The following is a 17,048-nucleotide window of genomic DNA, read 5'->3' on the forward strand; positions in this document are numbered from 1 at the left end:
ATATCCTCTGCACTGTCCGCCTACACGGACAGCGCCACGGATATCAGCATAAATATCACCTGCAGCGCCATCATAATGCAGAACAGAGGCGTCATAAATTTATACCATTTATTGAGCGGCACACCCATGAGACCGCATTCCAGCGCACAGGCCGTAGGCCAGAACATATCCGAGAATCCGTCCCCAAAGCAGTAGGCCAGCACGGCCGTCTGACGGCTCAGTCCCACAATATCGGCAACCGGAGCCATAATCGGCATCGTAATGGTAGCCTGGCTGGAGGAGCCCGTAATGAAGAAATTGATCACGTTCTGGATGATCAGCATGCCGACCGCGGAAATGTACTGGCTGCAGCCATTCAGCATCTGGGACAGGTAGTAGACCACCGTATCGGATATCATCGCGTCCTGCATGGTCAGAAGAATGCCGCGGGTAAAGCCTACGACCAGCATGGACGACACCATGCTCTGCGTGGATGTAATAAAAGTCTTACAGATCTTTGTCGCGCCGTACCCGCCCACAACACCGGTGATAATCATCATCATCAGAAACATCGCCGCTATCTCATCAATATACCATCCCAGCTTCATGGTACCATAGAGCAGAAATCCTATCGTAAACACAAAAAGCCCAAGGCAGAGTTTCTGCCTTAAGGTCATCTTTTCCTCCGTCACCTTATGGACCGGCAGAGTTTCCAGTTTTTCACCAAACAGCACCGATTTTTCCGGATTTGCCTTTACCCTCTTTGCATACCACATGACATAGATAATTGCCACCGTCTGAAAAACCAGAAAAATGACGGCATGGTAGGCCAGCCCGGAGAACATCGGCACACCGGCAATACTCTGGGCGATGCCGATGGAAAACGGATTCGTTGTCGCGGCCGCAAACCCGGTAGCCACGCCGACAAATACGATGGCTCCTCCCACGATCACATCGTATCCGAGAGCCACCGCTATTCCGACGAAAACGGGAACCATTCCGTACAGTTCCTCAAAGATTCCCATCGTGGAGCCGAGCACGCCGAAGGCAAACATACTCACCGGGATAATCAGATAGGTCCTTCTGCCCATGGAGGAAAGCATACAGTTAATCAGACTGTTGAGCGTCCCGTTGTCAATCAGCACATAGACATAACCGTAGGCAAAAATAATCAGAAAAAGAATATTCGCAGCGCTGACATATCCTCTCTGAAGAGCCAGGAATACATCGAAAAATCCCGGCCTGACCCCCTCGGTAAAATGAAAGGACTCCGGAATGACAATCATTTTATTGCTTACAGGATCGAGAATCCTGTCATACTCCCCCGCGGGGACCAGGTAGGTGAGAGCCACCACAGCCAGAAGAATAATCGTAAGAATTACATAGGTGTGCGGCATCTTGATATTCTGTACTTTATTTTTTATTTTTCCCATTTTTCATCTCCCATTACTTTATGCCAGAAATCCCGGGGAAAAATCCCCGGGTTATGTCATTCAATTATAACGGTTCATCACCTTCACAGTCACCGTTTTCCGGAATGCTGCACTCTGAATATCCGGACTATACCGTCATATCCCGGCCTTCCATGTAGACTTTCTCCACCTTTGTATCATAATCAAATGGATGTTTCGACCAGATCACAATATCGGCGTCACGCCCCGCGGCCAGTTCTCCCTTTCTGTCGTCGATTCCCAGAACCTCCGCAGGATTTTTTGTAACGGCCTTTAATCCTTCCAGCTCGTCGAGTCCGGCGCGCACCGACTGTGCGGCATACACGGAAAGGTAATAAATCGGCGTCACGTCATGATCCGCCGTGATGCAGATCTTAATTCCCGCCTTGTTTAACACTCCCGCCGTCTCGAAGCTGCGGCTCATGCTCTCAAGTTTGGAACGCGGATACATCGTCGGTCCGAGAATAACCGGATAATCATGCTTTGCAAGGTAATCCACAATGGAAATTCCGTCCGTACAGTGGACGATAACCAGTTTTAAATCATATTCCTTTGCAATCCTGATTGCCGTGCATACATCGTCGGCCCTGTGTACATGGGCATGGAGGGGGATCTTTTTATCCAGAAGCAAAAGCATATTTTCCATTCCGATATCGGTCCTGAAATAACTTCCCGCCTTTTCCGCTTCTTCCTTCCTGTGCTTGTAGTCAATGGCATCCTCAATGCATTTTCTCAATAGATAGGCATTGCCCATCCTGGTCTTAAATCCGTATCCGGCCCTCTTCGGATTTTCGCCGAAGCTGCACTTAACGGCCGCTTTTCTCTGCAGCACCATGTCTTCCGCCACATTTCCCTTAAGCTGGATGGCGCTGCATATGCCGCCCACCACGCTGTCGCTTCCCGGGCAGACACAGGCGCAGGTCACACCGGCCCTCACAGCCGTATCCACCGCCAGATCAAAGGGGTTAATGCCATCAATCGTTTCCAGATACGGCATTACGGCTTCGCTGTAATCATTACAGTCATCGGCGATGGCTCCCATTCCCTCCTCACTGATGCAGATATGGCTGTGGGCGTCAATCATTCCGGGAGTGATGAATTTGCCTCCGGCGTCAATTACTTCCCCGCCGTCTTCCCCGGCCTCCGCTTCCGCGATCGATTCCGCTATTTTAACAATCTTTCCTTTTTTCACAAGGATATCTCTTTTTACAAATCCGCCCTCTTCAAAAAGCAGAACCTGTCCGTTTTTAATAATCATATCGTACCCCGCACTTTCCGATTCATGTATTCGTCACTATAAGACCTTCCGGCATACTTTGACCGGCATTAACAATAACCAATGGCAACTGCAATCGTCATAAAAATAACTTCCAGTATCAGCACAATTCCAAAGAACGGCGTGATGAACTTATACCATTTATTGAGCGGAACACCCATAAGGCCGCAGTAAAGGGCACAGGATGTCGGCCAGAACATATCGGCAAAACCGTTGCCAAACTGGTAAGCCAGAACCGCAATCTGTTTGCTCAGGCCAATCAGCTCGGCCGTAGGAGCCATAATCGGCATCGTGATGGTAGCCTGGCTGGATGAACCCGTGATAAAGAACTTGATGATATTCTGAAGGAAAAGCATACCATAAGCGGATACATATTTGCTCGCACCGGAGAGTAATGAAACCAGATAATAAACGATTGTATCGGAAATCATACCGTCCTTCATAACAAGCAGGATACCTCTGGTAAATCCGACGATCAGCATGGAAGAAACCATGGCCTTCGTGGACTCGATAAATGTCTTGCAGATATCGGTTGCCGAATATCCGCTCGCAATTCCCGCAAAAATCATCATCATCAGGAACATGGCCGCAATCTCATCGATATACCAGCCGAGCTGTGTCGTACCGTAAAGAAGGCTGCCCAGTGTCGCAAAGAAAATGAGCAGACAGATTTTCTGTCTCGTATTCATCTTTGCCCCCGTCAGTTCATCCAGGCTCTTTCGCTGGACAAATTCACTCTCCACGCCGTACATGATGGACTTGGTCGGATCCGCTTTCACCTTGCGTGCATAATTCATAATGTACAGAATCGCCGCCAGCTCAAACACAACCAGGATTACGACGCGCAGCCCCAGTCCCGAGAACATCTCCACACCGGCAACGTCCTGGGCAATACCAATCGTATATGGGTTAAACGTACCGGATGCATATCCGATGATAACGCCCAGACACACGATCGCGCCGCCGACGACAATATCATATCCCAGTGCCACCGAAATTCCCACAAACACCGGGAACAGTCCGTATACCTCCTCAAAAATACCAAGTGTCGAGCTTAATGCTCCGAGCACAATCATCGTAATCGGAATCATAAGCTGGACCTTCTTGCCCACCAGGCGCACCAGCGTGCCCAGGGCCGCATCCATGGTTCCGTTCTTAACCAGCATATACACAAAGCCATACGCAAAGATAATTAAGAACATAATGTTGGCAGCGTCCACATAACCGCGCTGCAATGACAGGAAAATATCAAAGAATCCCGGGGCCTTGATATCCACAAACTCAAAACTGTCCGGCACTACAATCATCTTCCCGCTGACCGGATCCTCCACCCTCTGATACTGCCCGGCCGGAATGATGTGGGTGAGAATTGTCATAATCACAAGTATCGTTATCAGTATAACATACGTGTGGGGCATCTTCACCCGTTCAAACCACTTCTTCTTTTCTGTTGTTTCACTCATACTGAATCCCTCCTAAAATTACAAAAATCGACATTTCTGTATTTGTAATTATAAAGCTTCAAGTTACTTGAATGTCAATAGGGGAGGGTGTATAATTGAAAAATCAGGACGAATCTGGGGGAGGGGTTGGGGTGGGGAGTGGAAGGTTGGTGAGTCTTCAGTCCCGGGCGGAGATTATTGGTAAGGTGGGGGCTCCGGGAGAAAAAATTCCTACGGGGACCCGCTCCCGCTCGTGAAGCACACAGCGGATGCTAAGCTCGTAAGGAACCTCGCTAAGCACCGGTGGGCTTCAATGTCCCCTTCGGAAAGTTTTCTCCCTCCTCCCCCACTGGCAGACTATGTCCGGGACTGAAGACGCGTAATTTACTGCCCACCCCAACCCGGTTCGCAGACTCTATACTTTCCTGATTCCTTTCAGGGACACCGGTAGGGTCGCTGCCACTACTTGGTGGCTGAGACAATACCCCTTTCTCAAAAAAATCAGAACAGTCAGCCGCCGGGACGGCCGGCGTTTGGGATGGGCGGTAAACTGCGCGTCTTCGGTCACGGTCATAGTGTGCTGTGGGGGAGGAGGAAGAAAAAATCTCCGCAGGGGACGTGGGAGTCCATCGGTACTTGGGCGGCGTCTCTCAGGCGCCCTAGAACCGCTATGCACTCCATAAGCGCAAGCGGTCCCCGTAGGAGATTTCTTTCTTCCGGATCCCCCACGGCACACTATGACCGTGACCGAAGACTCATCCACCTCCCCCACCATCCCGAACCCCGGCCGTCCCGGCGGCGTCCTCATTTTTCACCCCCCACACAGAAAGGACACCTTTATGGAAAAACTTCTCTCCATCGGCGAAGTCTCACGTCTCCTGGACATCCCTGAATCCACATTGCGCTTCTGGCAGGATAAGGGGATTTTCAGCGTTGAGAAAGCCGACAACAATTACAGGCAGTACACGGTTAAGGATTTGACGAATATCGCTGAGATCGCATTTTACAGGAATCTTGGAATGCCGGTACGGCAGATGGGGCGGTTTAATCAGTTTGGCCTCGAAGATTATGATAAGGTCCTCTCCTCCGTCAGGGAAACCCTGGAGGAAAAGATTCGTGTCTATACGGCAATGTATGAATCCGCCTGCCTGAAAAGTGAACATATTAAAAGCATCCACGATTTAAAAACAGTGGATTATACGTACGAGAGCGTTCCCTTTGACACGGTTGTCCGCTTTGAGTACAGTGACCGCAATAAATTAATACGGTATACACGCAATCCCTCGCTCTATGTCCGCTGCATGGATTCCCATGACCCGGATCACGATAAGAATGATATCAGAGGCATTATTGTACCCGACGCGGAGGAGGGTGACGAGCTGGTCTGGCAAAAGGAAAAAGACGGCCGCTTTGCCGTCTTCCTGATAGAGGAAATTGCCTCAGAAAACTATAGAAACAACATTTCCGAAAAGCTTGAAATTCTTCAGCAGAAACACAACACAGGAATTCTTCTGGCCAATTTTCTCCTGAGTGAGACGATAGGGAAAAAACGTATTGACTATCTGAAGGCCTATGTGGAACTGCTGGACTGAGAATCGGACCGCTGCGGGCACAGAACGCTCCCCCCGGAGCAGAGGCCTTTAAAAGTCCGTCCCGGTACCGGCCTCCGCCCTCAATCGAAAAATAATAAGCGCCGTCTGCATCATGCAAAACGGCGCTTATCAATTATTCAAGTCCATCTATGTCGGTATTATATCGGTATCATATTAGTAAACAATTTTGTATTCGTCGGAGCCTTCGCCGTTGATTACATAGTAAGCTGCATTCTCTTCCGGTTTCACATAAATTTCAACCGTTTTGATATCTGCCTCTTTATGTCCTGCGGCTACGTATGCTTTCTTAGCTGCTGCGACAAGCTTCTCCACCTCTGCCTCTTTTCCGGCGTACTGTATGTATACAGCGGTTTTTGCTTCCTTCTTTACCGGGGCTTTCTTGGCCGGAGCCTTTTTAGCCGGAGCTTCTTTCTTCGGTGCAGCCTCTTTCTTCGGAGCGGCTTCCTTTTTCGGTGCAGCTACCTTCTTCGGTGCAGTCTCTTTCTCTGGTGCCGCCGCCTTCGTTTCCGGAGCTTTCTCAACTTCTTTCTTAGCTTCTTCCTTCATCTCAGGTACTGCCGGCGCTGCTGCCGTCACTTCAGCCACAGGTTTTGCAGTTTCTTTTACAACTGCTGCCTTTGTCTCAGTTTTCTTTGTTGCTGCCATCTGCTTTTCCTCCTCAAATCAACTCTGTTAAAACCCAACTGCTCTGATGCTTTAATCTGTTGTTGTCGATTGAGGGAATTATAAGCCCATTTTCGCATTTTGTCAACCTTGGAGCAGTCTGCATTCGACAGGCTTGTCCCGGAAAAGCCTTGCGGTTCCTGGGTTTTTTTGTCATTTTCCGCGTTTTCGGTCCTGGTTTTTATTTAAATATGACTAAATAAATCTGCCAGAAACCTGTTAAAGTAACAATACCAACCAAAATTGGAGTAATGAAACGAATTGCGATAATCCAGAGCTTTTTCAGCTTGAATGGAACGCCGTCCCTCTCAATTTCACTAATCAGATACTCGGGATGCCACTTCCATCCCACATAGTAACACATCGTAAGTCCGCCCAGCGGAAGCAGAATATTATCCGTAATCACACCGATAAAATCAAAGACGCTGTATTTCAGGATTGTGATGTCCCCAAGCATTCCAAAGGAAAGCGCGCTGGGAATTCCCAGAAGGAAAATGGCGCTTCCTATCACAAGGGTCGCCTTGCGCCGTGACCACTTCAGTGTGTCGATTGCAAAGGATACCGGCACCTCCAGCAGCGCAATGGCGCTCGTCACCGCCGCAAAAAATACAAGGGCAAAAAACAGGAAAGCAAACAGCGGACCGCCCTTTATCTCGGCAAATACCATCGGCAGCGTGCCGAAGATCAGTCCGGGTCCCTGCGTCGGTTCCAGATGGAAGGAAAATACGGCCGGGAAGATGGCGACTCCTGCCAGGATGGCAATCGCCGTATCAAGGCCGGCAACGGAAAGACAGCTTCTCGGAATATTCTCTTTCTCACTCAGATAACTGCCGTATGTGATGGTAATACCCATACAGAGGCTGAGAGAATAGAAAACCTGTCCCAGAGCGGCGCTGACCGAACTTAAACTGAATCCGGAACCCTCCGGGGAAAAGATAAATTTAAGGCCTTCCGATGCTCCCGGAAGCGTCACGCTTCTCACGATAATAATGAGCAGAAGCACAAACAGCAAAGGCATCATAAACTTGCTGGCCTTCTCAATGCCGCTGATGCCGAAGAAACAGATCGCCGTCGTGATCGCCATAAAGACAAAATGCCAGATAACCGGCTCCTCGGTGCTGATAAACGCGGTAAAATCGGCCGGAGCCGCAAGCGTTGTGCCGTAGCTGATAATATACTTGATAATCCAGCCTCCGATAACGCTGTAATAGCTTAAAATGATAAACGCCGCCAGGGTGCCGAAAATTCCTACAATTCTGGCATGGGGATCGATATCGGCGTAGGCCTGCACCGGATCATGGCGCGTCTTTCTGCCCAGGGACATCTCCGTCATCATGACCGGCAGTCCCAGGATTACAATAAAGGCCAGGTAGGCGACAAGGAATGGAAATCCGCCGTTTCTTCCCATCAGATAAGGGAATTTCCACAGATTCCCAAGGCCGATGGCGGCACCTGCCGTCGCCATGATAAAGCCAAGCTTGCTGGCCCATTGATTTCTCGTATTCATAAATTATGTCCTCTTACTTTCTCATTAATCGCATTCTATCCCTGCTGTCTCTTCTTTATAAAAATGAAAATCAGTCCGCTGACTCCCATTAATATCGGATAAAAACAGTATGGTATAATGTCAAACGGAGTGAGCCCCGTCAGGCTGGCCGCCGCCAGAAGCTGCGCGCCGTAAGGAATCAGTCCCTGTCCCATGGAGCTGAACATATCCAGGAGGGATGCCGAACGCCTCGGCGTCACACCGAAGTCATTGCTGATTTCCTTTGCAATCGGACCTGCCATTACAATGGCAACCGTATTGTTGGCCGTACACATATCGACGAGAAGCGACAGAGCTGCAATCCCCAGCTCTCCCCCCTTCTCACTGTTGATTCTCTTCCGTATGAAGGAAAGCACAAAATCGATGCCGCCGTATTCCTTCACCAGGGCCACGATACAGGCCACGATCATGGAAATAACGGTAATATCATACATCCCCATGATTCCGTCACCGACATGGACAAACATTTCCGCCGCTCCGAAAGCTCCGGTAGCCAGTCCCACAATAAGAGACAGCACGGTTCCCGATATCAGCACAATAAAAACATTAATTCCGGCCAGGGCGCCTATGAGCACCACCAGATATGGAAGAACCTTAAATATGTTGTAAGAAAGAGCGCCCACGTCATACTCCGATTTCCCCGCCAATACAAGGAAAATAATCACGGTCACCACCGCTGCCGGAAGCACGATCATGAAGTTCTCGCGGAACTTGTCCTTCATCTCGCAGCCCTGTGTTTTAACAGCCGCAATCGTCGTGTCCGAAATCATGGAAAGGTTGTCACCGAACATCGCTCCGCCGACTACCGCTCCCGCGCAGAGCGCCAGTGAAAAACCGGTCTTATCGCTGATTCCCACGGCAATCGGTCCAAGCGCCGTGATCGTTCCCACAGACGTACCCATGGAAATGGAAATAAAACAGGCGATGACAAAAAGGCCCGCCACTGCCATTCCGGACGGCATGACGGAAAGTCCCAGCGCCACGGTGCTCTCCACACCGCCCGCCGCCTTGACCGAACCGGAGAAGGCGCCGGCCGCAAGGAAAATCAGGCACATTGTAATAATGTTCTCATCCCCGACTCCCGCTGCCGCCAGCTTGATTTTTTCGGAAAATTTGAGGCTGCGGTTCTGCGCAAAGGCTACCACCAGCGCTATCAGAAATGCTACGATTGCAGGCATGCTGTAAAAATCACCTGTTATAAATCCTGATCCAAGAAAAATTAAAAGAAACACGACAATAGGAAGAAGCGCCGACGCTCTTCCCTTATTTTCACTCTGACTCATGGAAATCCCCCTGTTTATTTAGTAAGTAAAAGCTATATCTGATATAACCAGACATTATAGTACATAATTATATATGATCTGAGCTTTTGTTTCAATAGAAATCTCTCTCTCTTTTTTCCTGCTTCCTGTGAACTTATCTCTCTTCCTTCCATATAATAATATATAAAAAACAAGCGAGGTATCAGATATATGGAAACCTACAACTATGACGATACGACTGCAACCCCCGGCTTCGGCCCTGAAGGTCCCGTTACTCCTTCTGTTCCCGACAACGGAAATGCAAATGACGTTCCGGCCACTCCCGGTTTCGGTCCGGAAGGCACGCCTACCCCTTCTCTTCCCAGCAATGGCAGCGACGTTCCGGCTACTCCCGGTTTCGGCCCCATCGGCCCTGTAACTCCTTCTCTCCCCTCCAACAACAATCAGGGATGCATCAACTGTACCGGCACGGTGGTATGGCCAAACTCCCCGACAGGAATTCTCTGGACCTGGGGAACTCTCTCTCCATTCTTCTCCACGACCTCCGATATTGCCCATGTACGTTTCTACAATGCGGCAGCCATTCGTGAACCCCTTGACATTTACTTAAACGGACGCCTTGTCGTGTCTAATCTGGACTACATGAATTATACCAGGTATCTTCACATCATTCCGGGCGTATACCGGCTGACCATCTACAGAAGAACAAATCCCGGCGTTCCGATTATCGACACAGGAGTTCAGTTCCGCGGCGGAAACAGCTATACACTGGCTATCCTCGGAACGGTAAACAACTTCTCCGTACAGATCATAACCGCCTAAAATGGCAGCCGCATAGCGGCAGATTACCTCTTCGCGTGAGTGCGCATCCTGCGCAGGGGGCTTTTTATATCACAGGAGCACTTTCCTATGATATAAAAAACGGACAGAACCGCTTATATAATCAGGGTTCTGTCCGTTTTTTTATGAAAGGCGGCAAAAAGCCCGCAATCCATGCCGCTCACTTTTGCTTATTTCCCTTCGGCGGGATTTGTCTTCTCCGTCACATGCTTCTTGATTGCCGCGAAGCTCTCCGAGCTTACAACGTGTTCAATCCTGCAGGCGTCCTCAACCGCTGTCTCCCTGCTCACCCCGAGCGCCACGAGCAGATCGGTGAGCATCGTATGACGCTCATAAATCGTCTCGGCGATCTCCCGGCCGGAGGGCTCCAGCGTGATATATCCCTCATGATCCATGGAGATGTAACCGTTCTCCCTCAGGTTTTTCATTGCAATGCTGACGCTGGGCTTGGAATATCCCAGTTCATTCACAATATCGATGGAACGTATCATCGGTTTGCGCCTGCTCAATACAAGTATTGTCTCCAGGTAATCTTCTGCTGACTGCTGTATTTTCAAAATAACCTCTCCTCTTTATTCTACAATCTCCATCGCAGGTCCCTGCGGTATATCCTGTCTCCCCTTGTTGCCGGTATCGCTTCCCGGACCGGAAGGAACCGTCTCCGGCGGTGCTTCCTCCTGTGTCGGTATCTCGACCGGCGGCAGGACAGGCGGTGGCGCAGCCACTGCTCCCGAGCTGCTTCCCGATGAATTCAGAATTCCCTTCATCCTGTTTCTCAGCGTGGTTCCCGAGATTTGGTTAATGAGTGCATCGGCCTCGCCCTTAAGCTGTTTTCTCGTGCTGGAGCCAGATTTTCTCATCTGATCAATCAGTTCCTGGGCTGCATCGGCCAGAGCGTGATCCTTACGGAAATCGCCTACCGTATACCCCTCGGAGAGCATCTCGTCATCGTCACGGCCCGGCAGGTATTCGCTGCCGTCCCCGATTCCGGTCTCCGGTCCCGGCTTTGTAAATGCCGCCGGTTCCAGGCCGTCCACCAGCTGCACCATCGCTTTCTTCCATATAGATGCGGGATAGGTGGCTCCGTAAAGGTTCGACAGCATCTTCGGCTGGTCGTAGCCGACCCATACGGAAACCGTATAATACGGCGTCATGCCGCAGAACCAGCCGTCCTTACTGCTGTTGGTCGTACCGGTCTTACCGGCAGCCTCAATATCGCCTCTCCAGCCCATCGAAGCGGCCGTACCCCTTGTGATAACGCCCTTCATAATATCTGCCATCACGTTGGCCGTATTCTCCTGATAAACCTGGATAACCGGATATTCTTCAAAAACATCTTTTCCCGTATTGTCGATCAGCTTCATGATACAGGTCGGTTCCTTATACCGTCCGCTGTCCGCCAGGGCCGCGTAGGCTCCGGCCATCTCCTCCGTCGTGGCTCCGTATGTAAATCCGCCGAGAGCCGATGCGGGATAATAGTCGTCGGGAACGATATTGTCAAATCTCATCTGAGTGAGGTAGGACATCCCAAGCTCCGGTGTAATGTCATCGTAGATATACCATGCAACACCGTTCCGGCTCTTCTCAAGCGCCGTCCTCAGAGGCATCATGTCGCCCGGAAGATCTTTTACTACGGCATCCTTCTTCTTGGCGTCCTCCACCTTGATGTTCTTCACCATGGTCGTGGATTTGTATCCGTTCTCCAGAGCCGGTGCATAGACGATCAGCGGTTTGATGGTACTTCCCGGCTGACGGAAGCTCTGAAACGCACGGTTCAGCGTATAAGTGTCCGTCTCCTGGCTGCGTCCGCCTACAATGGCAACCACCTTGTTATTGCTGTTGTCTACTACGGTCGCCGCTCCCTGAAGGGAATAAATGCCGTTGGCCGCCACCGCATCGTCGAATGTCAGAACGCTGTCCACCGATTCCTGCAGCATCTGCTGCTTGGCGGGATCCAGGGAGGTGTAAATGGTATAACCGCCGGTATAGAGGTTATCCCTCTCCTGACTGTAGACTTCTTCATACTGCTTCTTGTATTCCAGGTACTTTTCCTTATCCTGGAAACCGTACTTGAATTCAAATCCGTCCATCCGCATCAGATAGCGGATTGCACAGTCAATGGCATACGTCGTCTCATAATTTCTCATCGGCGTCTTCTGCCTCTGCACATTGATGGTCTCATTAAGCGCTTCCGTGTACTCCTTCTCCGAGATAAAGCCCATATCCTTCATATCGCCCAGGATCTTGTCTCTCCTCTTAATCGCGTTCTCCGGATGCTTGTACGGGTTATAGTAGGACGGCGAGTTCGGTATTGCGCACAGATATGCAATCTGGCTGAGGCTCAGGTCACCGGCATCCATGCCGAAATATCCCCTGGCCGCCGCCTGAAGGCCGTAATACGTATTGGCAAAGCTGATATCGTTAATATAAAATTCCATGATCTGCTTCTTCGTGTACTTCTTCGTCAGATCGATGGCGACAAGCATCTCCTTGGCCTTACGCTCGATGGAGACTTCCCTTGTCAGGAACCTGTTTCGTGCAAGCTGCTGGGTGATCGTGCTGGCTCCGTGCACTTCCTCCCCTTCCGTCTTAAAATAGTTAACGGCAACACGGAAAATTCCCTTCATGTCAATTCCCGAGTTGTCCCAGAATGTCCTGTCCTCAATGGCGATAAATGCGTTCACCGCATATTCCGGTATCTCCTCATAGGGAAGATAACTGGAATCCTCATCCCCGGTCAGCTTCGCCAGTACATCGCCGTTGGCGTCATAGATGAAGCTGGCCTCCTGAAGGCGGAACGTGTCAAGCGTGCTGGCCTCCACAATCCCATCCACCTGGGCTTTGTATTCCTTGTACATCGGATAGACCTTGTAGGCCCCAATCCCGGCTGCCGCCAGAAGGGCTATCACACAGATGATGAACAGCGTCATAAACATGACTTTCAGGACCTTGAACATGGACCGGAAAACGATCTTTATATATCTCCACAGTCCCTTGGAATTGTCCTCTTTTTTCTTCTTTTCCTGTTTTTTGAGTTTTTTCTGCTGCTTTATTTCACGTTTTTTATCTTTTCTGCTCTTCCTCTGTCTTTGCTGTCCGCCAGTGGCCGGTGCGTTCGGCTGAGTTCCTTCCGGCTGCCTATCCCGTCCGTCATCCGTCCGGTTATCTGATTCATTTACCGCCCGGCTTTCCGAAACGGTTCCTGTCTGCTGTCTCTGAGCAGCTTCAGACTGGCTACCCGGTTTATTTTCCGGCATATTCTCTGTTTTAATTTCCTGAGTGTTATCCAGTATGCCTTCCTCTCTACCTTCCATTTCATACCCCTTTTGTCATCAGTATATTTCTGCCGCAGGCAGAGTATGTCTCTTACCATTATAGGAGATTTCATCTTAAAGAACAACCACTAATTCCAAAACTTCCTTCTGTAACCGCCTGTTTTTTCACGAATAGTATAAAATAACAGGAATTTTTAGAAGGAATTATCCATGAATACCACCTTTCCCCAACTCTTTCTGCTGATAACCGCCCTGTCGCTGGATGCCTTTGCCGCCAGCTTTGTTTATGGAACAGACCGCGTAAAAATCCCGGCTGCCTCAGTCGCTGTCATCACAGCGCTGTCCACCGGGATTCTCGTCCTCTTTCTTTTGCTGGGCAAGGGGTTCGGCAGCCTGATACCTGCCAGGGCCACCTCCATACTCTGCTTCCTGATTCTTTTTATTCTCGGATTTGTCAAACTGTTTGACAGCACCATTAAATCCGTGATCAGGAAATCAGAATTTTTCGAGCGGAAGGTTTGTTTTTCCATCTCGCAACTGAATTTTATCCTGACCGTCTATGCCGATCCGTCGGCAGCCAACGGGGAGGACATTGCCGTCCTCTCTCCCGTGGAGGCACTGTCCCTCGGCCTGGCGCTCTCTTTAGACAGTGCGGCGGCCGGATTTGGCGCCGGCATGATGGTCACCCATATGCCGCTCACCATCGCCCTGTCCCTGGTTCTCAATACAGCCGCAGTCCTCATCGGAAGCGGCCTCGGGCGGATCCTTGCCAAACGTTCCAGCCTCGACTTATCCTGGCTCAGCGGCCTGCTCTTAATCGGGCTGGCCATCGGAAAACTTTTATAACGGCAGTTTTTCCTCCACCACCACTTTTCTACGTCACTCTTCTCCGTCACTCTTCTCTGCGGCCCATTGATTTCACCAGGACGATGACTTCATGCGCCAGCAGGGGAACCGCCGCCAGAAGCAGCAAAAAGATCCACTCCCCGGATGAGAGAACCGAGGTCCTGAATGCCGTAACTAAAAACGGGATCTCCGTGACTGCAAACTGTAATGCAAGGCCTGCTGCAAAGGCCACCAGCATCAGAGGATTTGTAAAAAGGCCGCTTTTAAAAACCGATACATCCACATTGCGCATTCCCACGGCATGGAAAAGCTCAGACAGCCCAAGCACGGTAAACGCATAAGTCTGCGCCCTGCAGAGTACCGACTCCTCCTTCAGCACCGCTGATACCGCCGTCAGGGAGAAATGAAGTCCTCTTCCCGTCACTACCTCCCAGGGCACATGGAAAAAAGCCGCCAGGCTGACTGCCGCAATGAGCAGTCCGTAAAATACCGTATAGAACCAGCCTCCGCCTGCAAAAAGACTCTCTCCCGGTTTCCTGGGCGGTTTCTTCATCAGGAGTTTGCCGTCATTCTTATCGACTCCCAGGGCCAGAGCCGGGAGAGAGTCTGTAATCAGGTTAATCCACAGGATATGGCTGGATTTGAGCGGAGACGGTATTCCCGCGGCAATGGCCGCAAACATCGTCGCTATCTCACCGAAATTGGAGGACAGCAGGAAAATAACCGACTTTTTAATGTTCTCATAAATCCCCCTGCCCTCCTCAATCGCCCTCTCAATTGTGGCAAAATTATCATCCGTCAGAATCATGTCCGACGCCTGCCTTGCCACGTCCGTACCCGTTTTTCCCATGGCGATTCCAATATCGGCGCTCTTAAGCGACGGCGCGTCGTTTACGCCGTCCCCGGTCATGGCGGTAATATTGCCGTCCCCCTTTAAAGCTCTGACAATCCGGACCTTATGATCGGGAGAAACCCTGGCGAAAACGGCGGTATTTCTGATCCGTTTCTTCAGATCACCGTCTCCCATCCGTTCCAGTTCCTCTCCGGATATGCACTGCTCCTTATTCTCCGCAATTCCAAGCTGCTTTGCAATCGCCAGCGCCGTATCCACGTGATCCCCCGTAATCATTACCGTTCTCACCGACGCCCGTTTAAACGCCTCCACCGCAGCCTTAGCTTCCTCCCTGGGAGGGTCAATCATGCCTGCCATTCCGAGGAATACCAGATTTTTCTCCGACGGTTTGGAGACGCCCTCCGCCATCGCTCCCGCCAGAACGCGGAGAGCCCTGCCGGACAGCTCCGTGGTGGCATCCTGAATCCGCTTTTTATCCCTGCTTTCAAGGGGCTGTACCTTTCCGTCCTTCATAATCATGCTGCACCGTTTCAGAACCTCGTCCGGAGCCCCTTTTGTATACGAAACATAAGATTTCCCCTCTCTATTGAGGGTTGTCATCATCTTCCGGTCGGAATCAAAGGGAAGTTCGCCGTGTCTTGGTTTCTCCCTCTCCTCCCTCTCTTTCCGGATCCCGCCGGTCTCCGCAAAACGGATAAGGGCCGTCTCCGTCGGATCCCCCGTATCCTCCGTCGCGTCGTTGCACAGGCAGAAACAGGTCAGCAGCCGGTTTCCCGTCTTCCCGTATTCAATGGCCGGGGCCTCCCTGATCCGGCCGTCCAGATAGCAGGCCGTAACCGTCATCTCATTCTTCGTCAGCGTACCCGTCTTATCGGAACACACCACGCTGACCGCTCCCAGCGTCTCAACGGAGGGCAGGCGTCTTACAATCGTACCGGCTTTTACCATCCTTGTCACACTGAGCGCCAGCACAATCGTCACGACCGCAGGAAGACCTTCCGGTACCGCGGCAACGGCCAGGGAAATAGCGGTGATCAGCATTTCCATAACATCTCTCTTCTGGATTACCGCCAGCGCGAACAAAAGGGCGCACAGAAAAACGGCCGTCAGGCTCAGTACCTTCCCCAGATCCGAGAGCCGTTTCTGCAGCGGCGTCTCCTCCTCCGGAGCCTCGTGGATCAATGCGGCAATTCTTCCTATCTCCGTATCCATGCCCGTGGCAATGACGATACCGGTGCCTCTTCCGTTTGTCACATAGGACGTCATAAACGCCATATTCTTTCTGTCTCCCGCCTGAACCTCCGACGGCGCAATAAATGTGCTGCTCTTGGAAACCGGGACGGATTCCCCCGTCAGGGCCGACTCCTCAATCTTCAGATTGGCCCCCTGGACGAGCCTTAAATCGGCCGGCACCTGACGTCCTGCGTCCAGCATCACCAAATCCCCCGGCACCAGCTCTTCCGCCGGAATGATCCGTTCCTTTCCGTCCCTGATTACCACCGCTTCCAGTTTCGTCATCTTCCGCAGAGACTCCAGCGCCTTCTCCGCCTTTCCCTCCTGAATCACCCCGACCACGGCATTCATCGCCACCACGGCCAGAATAATCACGGCATCGCTGTACTCATGCAGCATAATCGAGATCGCCGCAGCCGCAAAAAGGACAAAAATCAGAGAATCGCAGAGCTGCTCCGCAAATCTCTGTATTAAAGTCTTTTTCTTCGCCTCCCGAAGCATATTCTTCCCATAATGCCTGAGGCGCCTGTCGGCATCTTCCTGTGTAAGACCTGTCCGGCCATTGCATTCAAACTGTCTGCACACTTCTTCTATTGTCCTGTTTTCGTACATCTATCTCTCCCTTTCTGTGACAGGTTGTCTTATCTCACAATATGCCCTGGGGGGAGGAAATATACTAAGGATTTAACTGAGGTGAGGAGGACGCGTCCGGAGCGGACCATGTCCGGTGTGGTGAGGGGGCTGGCTGAGTCTTTTGTCCCCTATTGGA

The 17,048-nt window shown here is 51.0% G+C and carries 12 protein-coding genes; 3 read left to right on the plus strand and 9 right to left on the minus strand.

Going from position 1 to position 17,048, the window contains the following annotated elements; all coding sequences use genetic code 11:
* Positions 1-20 precede the first annotated feature (20 nt).
* From QZT18_RS10095 to QZT18_RS10105, 3 genes are all read right to left on the minus strand, one after another.
* Positions 21-1,412 (minus strand): YfcC family protein, encoded by a 1,392-nt coding sequence (locus tag QZT18_RS10095; protein WP_294147357.1) that lies wholly within the window; start codon positions 1,410-1,412, stop codon positions 21-23.
* Between the two features lie 127 nt (positions 1,413-1,539).
* A complete protein-coding gene (locus tag QZT18_RS10100) occupies positions 1,540-2,688 on the minus strand; it encodes an amidohydrolase family protein (RefSeq protein WP_294147360.1) in 1,149 nt (382 codons plus the stop codon).
* 68 nt (positions 2,689-2,756) lie between these two features.
* Positions 2,757-4,169, minus strand: a complete 1,413-nt coding sequence (locus tag QZT18_RS10105) for a YfcC family protein (RefSeq protein WP_125142543.1) — start codon at positions 4,167-4,169, stop codon at positions 2,757-2,759.
* Positions 4,170-4,987: 818 nt separating this feature from the next.
* Between QZT18_RS10105 and QZT18_RS10110 the strand changes: the two genes are divergently transcribed.
* Positions 4,988-5,740, plus strand: coding sequence for a MerR family transcriptional regulator (locus tag QZT18_RS10110; protein ID WP_294147362.1), 753 nt, complete (start codon positions 4,988-4,990; stop codon positions 5,738-5,740).
* Positions 5,741-5,914: 174 nt separating this feature from the next.
* Here the strand turns inward: QZT18_RS10110 and QZT18_RS10115 are convergent, their stop codons facing one another.
* The 3 genes from QZT18_RS10115 to QZT18_RS10125 all read right to left on the minus strand — a co-directional run bounded on the left by QZT18_RS10115 (position 5,915) and on the right by QZT18_RS10125 (position 9,253).
* Positions 5,915-6,406 carry a DUF6465 family protein gene (locus tag QZT18_RS10115; protein ID WP_294147364.1) on the minus strand — a complete coding sequence of 164 codons (492 nt, stop codon included), beginning with the start codon at positions 6,404-6,406 and terminating at the stop codon, positions 5,915-5,917.
* A 199-nt stretch (positions 6,407-6,605) separates the two neighbouring features.
* On the minus strand, positions 6,606-7,931 hold the full coding sequence (locus QZT18_RS10120; protein WP_294147366.1) for a sodium-dependent transporter: 1,326 nt from the start codon (positions 7,929-7,931) through the stop codon (positions 6,606-6,608).
* Positions 7,932-7,966: 35 nt separating this feature from the next.
* A complete protein-coding gene (locus QZT18_RS10125) occupies positions 7,967-9,253 on the minus strand; it encodes a Na+/H+ antiporter NhaC family protein (RefSeq protein ID WP_294147368.1) in 1,287 nt (428 codons plus the stop codon).
* A gap of 189 nt (positions 9,254-9,442) precedes the next feature.
* Between QZT18_RS10125 and QZT18_RS10130 the strand changes: the two genes are divergently transcribed.
* Positions 9,443-10,054 (plus strand): DUF4397 domain-containing protein, encoded by a 612-nt coding sequence (locus QZT18_RS10130; protein WP_294147371.1) that lies wholly within the window; start codon positions 9,443-9,445, stop codon positions 10,052-10,054.
* A gap of 188 nt (positions 10,055-10,242) precedes the next feature.
* On the opposite strand, the gene QZT18_RS10135 is transcribed toward QZT18_RS10130, so the two are convergent.
* Positions 10,243-10,629: a metal-dependent transcriptional regulator gene (locus QZT18_RS10135; protein WP_294147373.1), complete on the minus strand. Its 387-nt coding sequence runs from the start codon at positions 10,627-10,629 to the stop codon at positions 10,243-10,245.
* Positions 10,630-10,644: 15 nt separating this feature from the next.
* Complete coding sequence (locus tag QZT18_RS10140; protein ID WP_294147374.1) at positions 10,645-13,386, minus strand: transglycosylase domain-containing protein; 2,742 nt, start codon at positions 13,384-13,386, stop codon at positions 10,645-10,647.
* Between the two features lie 171 nt (positions 13,387-13,557).
* On the opposite strand from QZT18_RS10140, the gene QZT18_RS10145 reads away from it, so the two are divergent.
* Entirely contained in the window at positions 13,558-14,193 is a 636-nt protein-coding gene (locus tag QZT18_RS10145; protein ID WP_294147376.1) for a hypothetical protein, read from the plus strand.
* A gap of 46 nt (positions 14,194-14,239) precedes the next feature.
* Here QZT18_RS10145 and QZT18_RS10150 read toward each other — a convergent pair whose 3' ends face one another.
* Positions 14,240-16,891, minus strand: coding sequence for a cation-translocating P-type ATPase (locus tag QZT18_RS10150; protein ID WP_294147378.1), 2,652 nt, complete (start codon positions 16,889-16,891; stop codon positions 14,240-14,242).
* Positions 16,892-17,048: the final 157 nt, after the last annotated feature.

The sequence above is a fragment of the uncultured Clostridium sp. genome (assembly GCF_900547735.1).
Lineage (GTDB): Bacteria > Bacillota > Clostridia > Lachnospirales > Lachnospiraceae > Otoolea.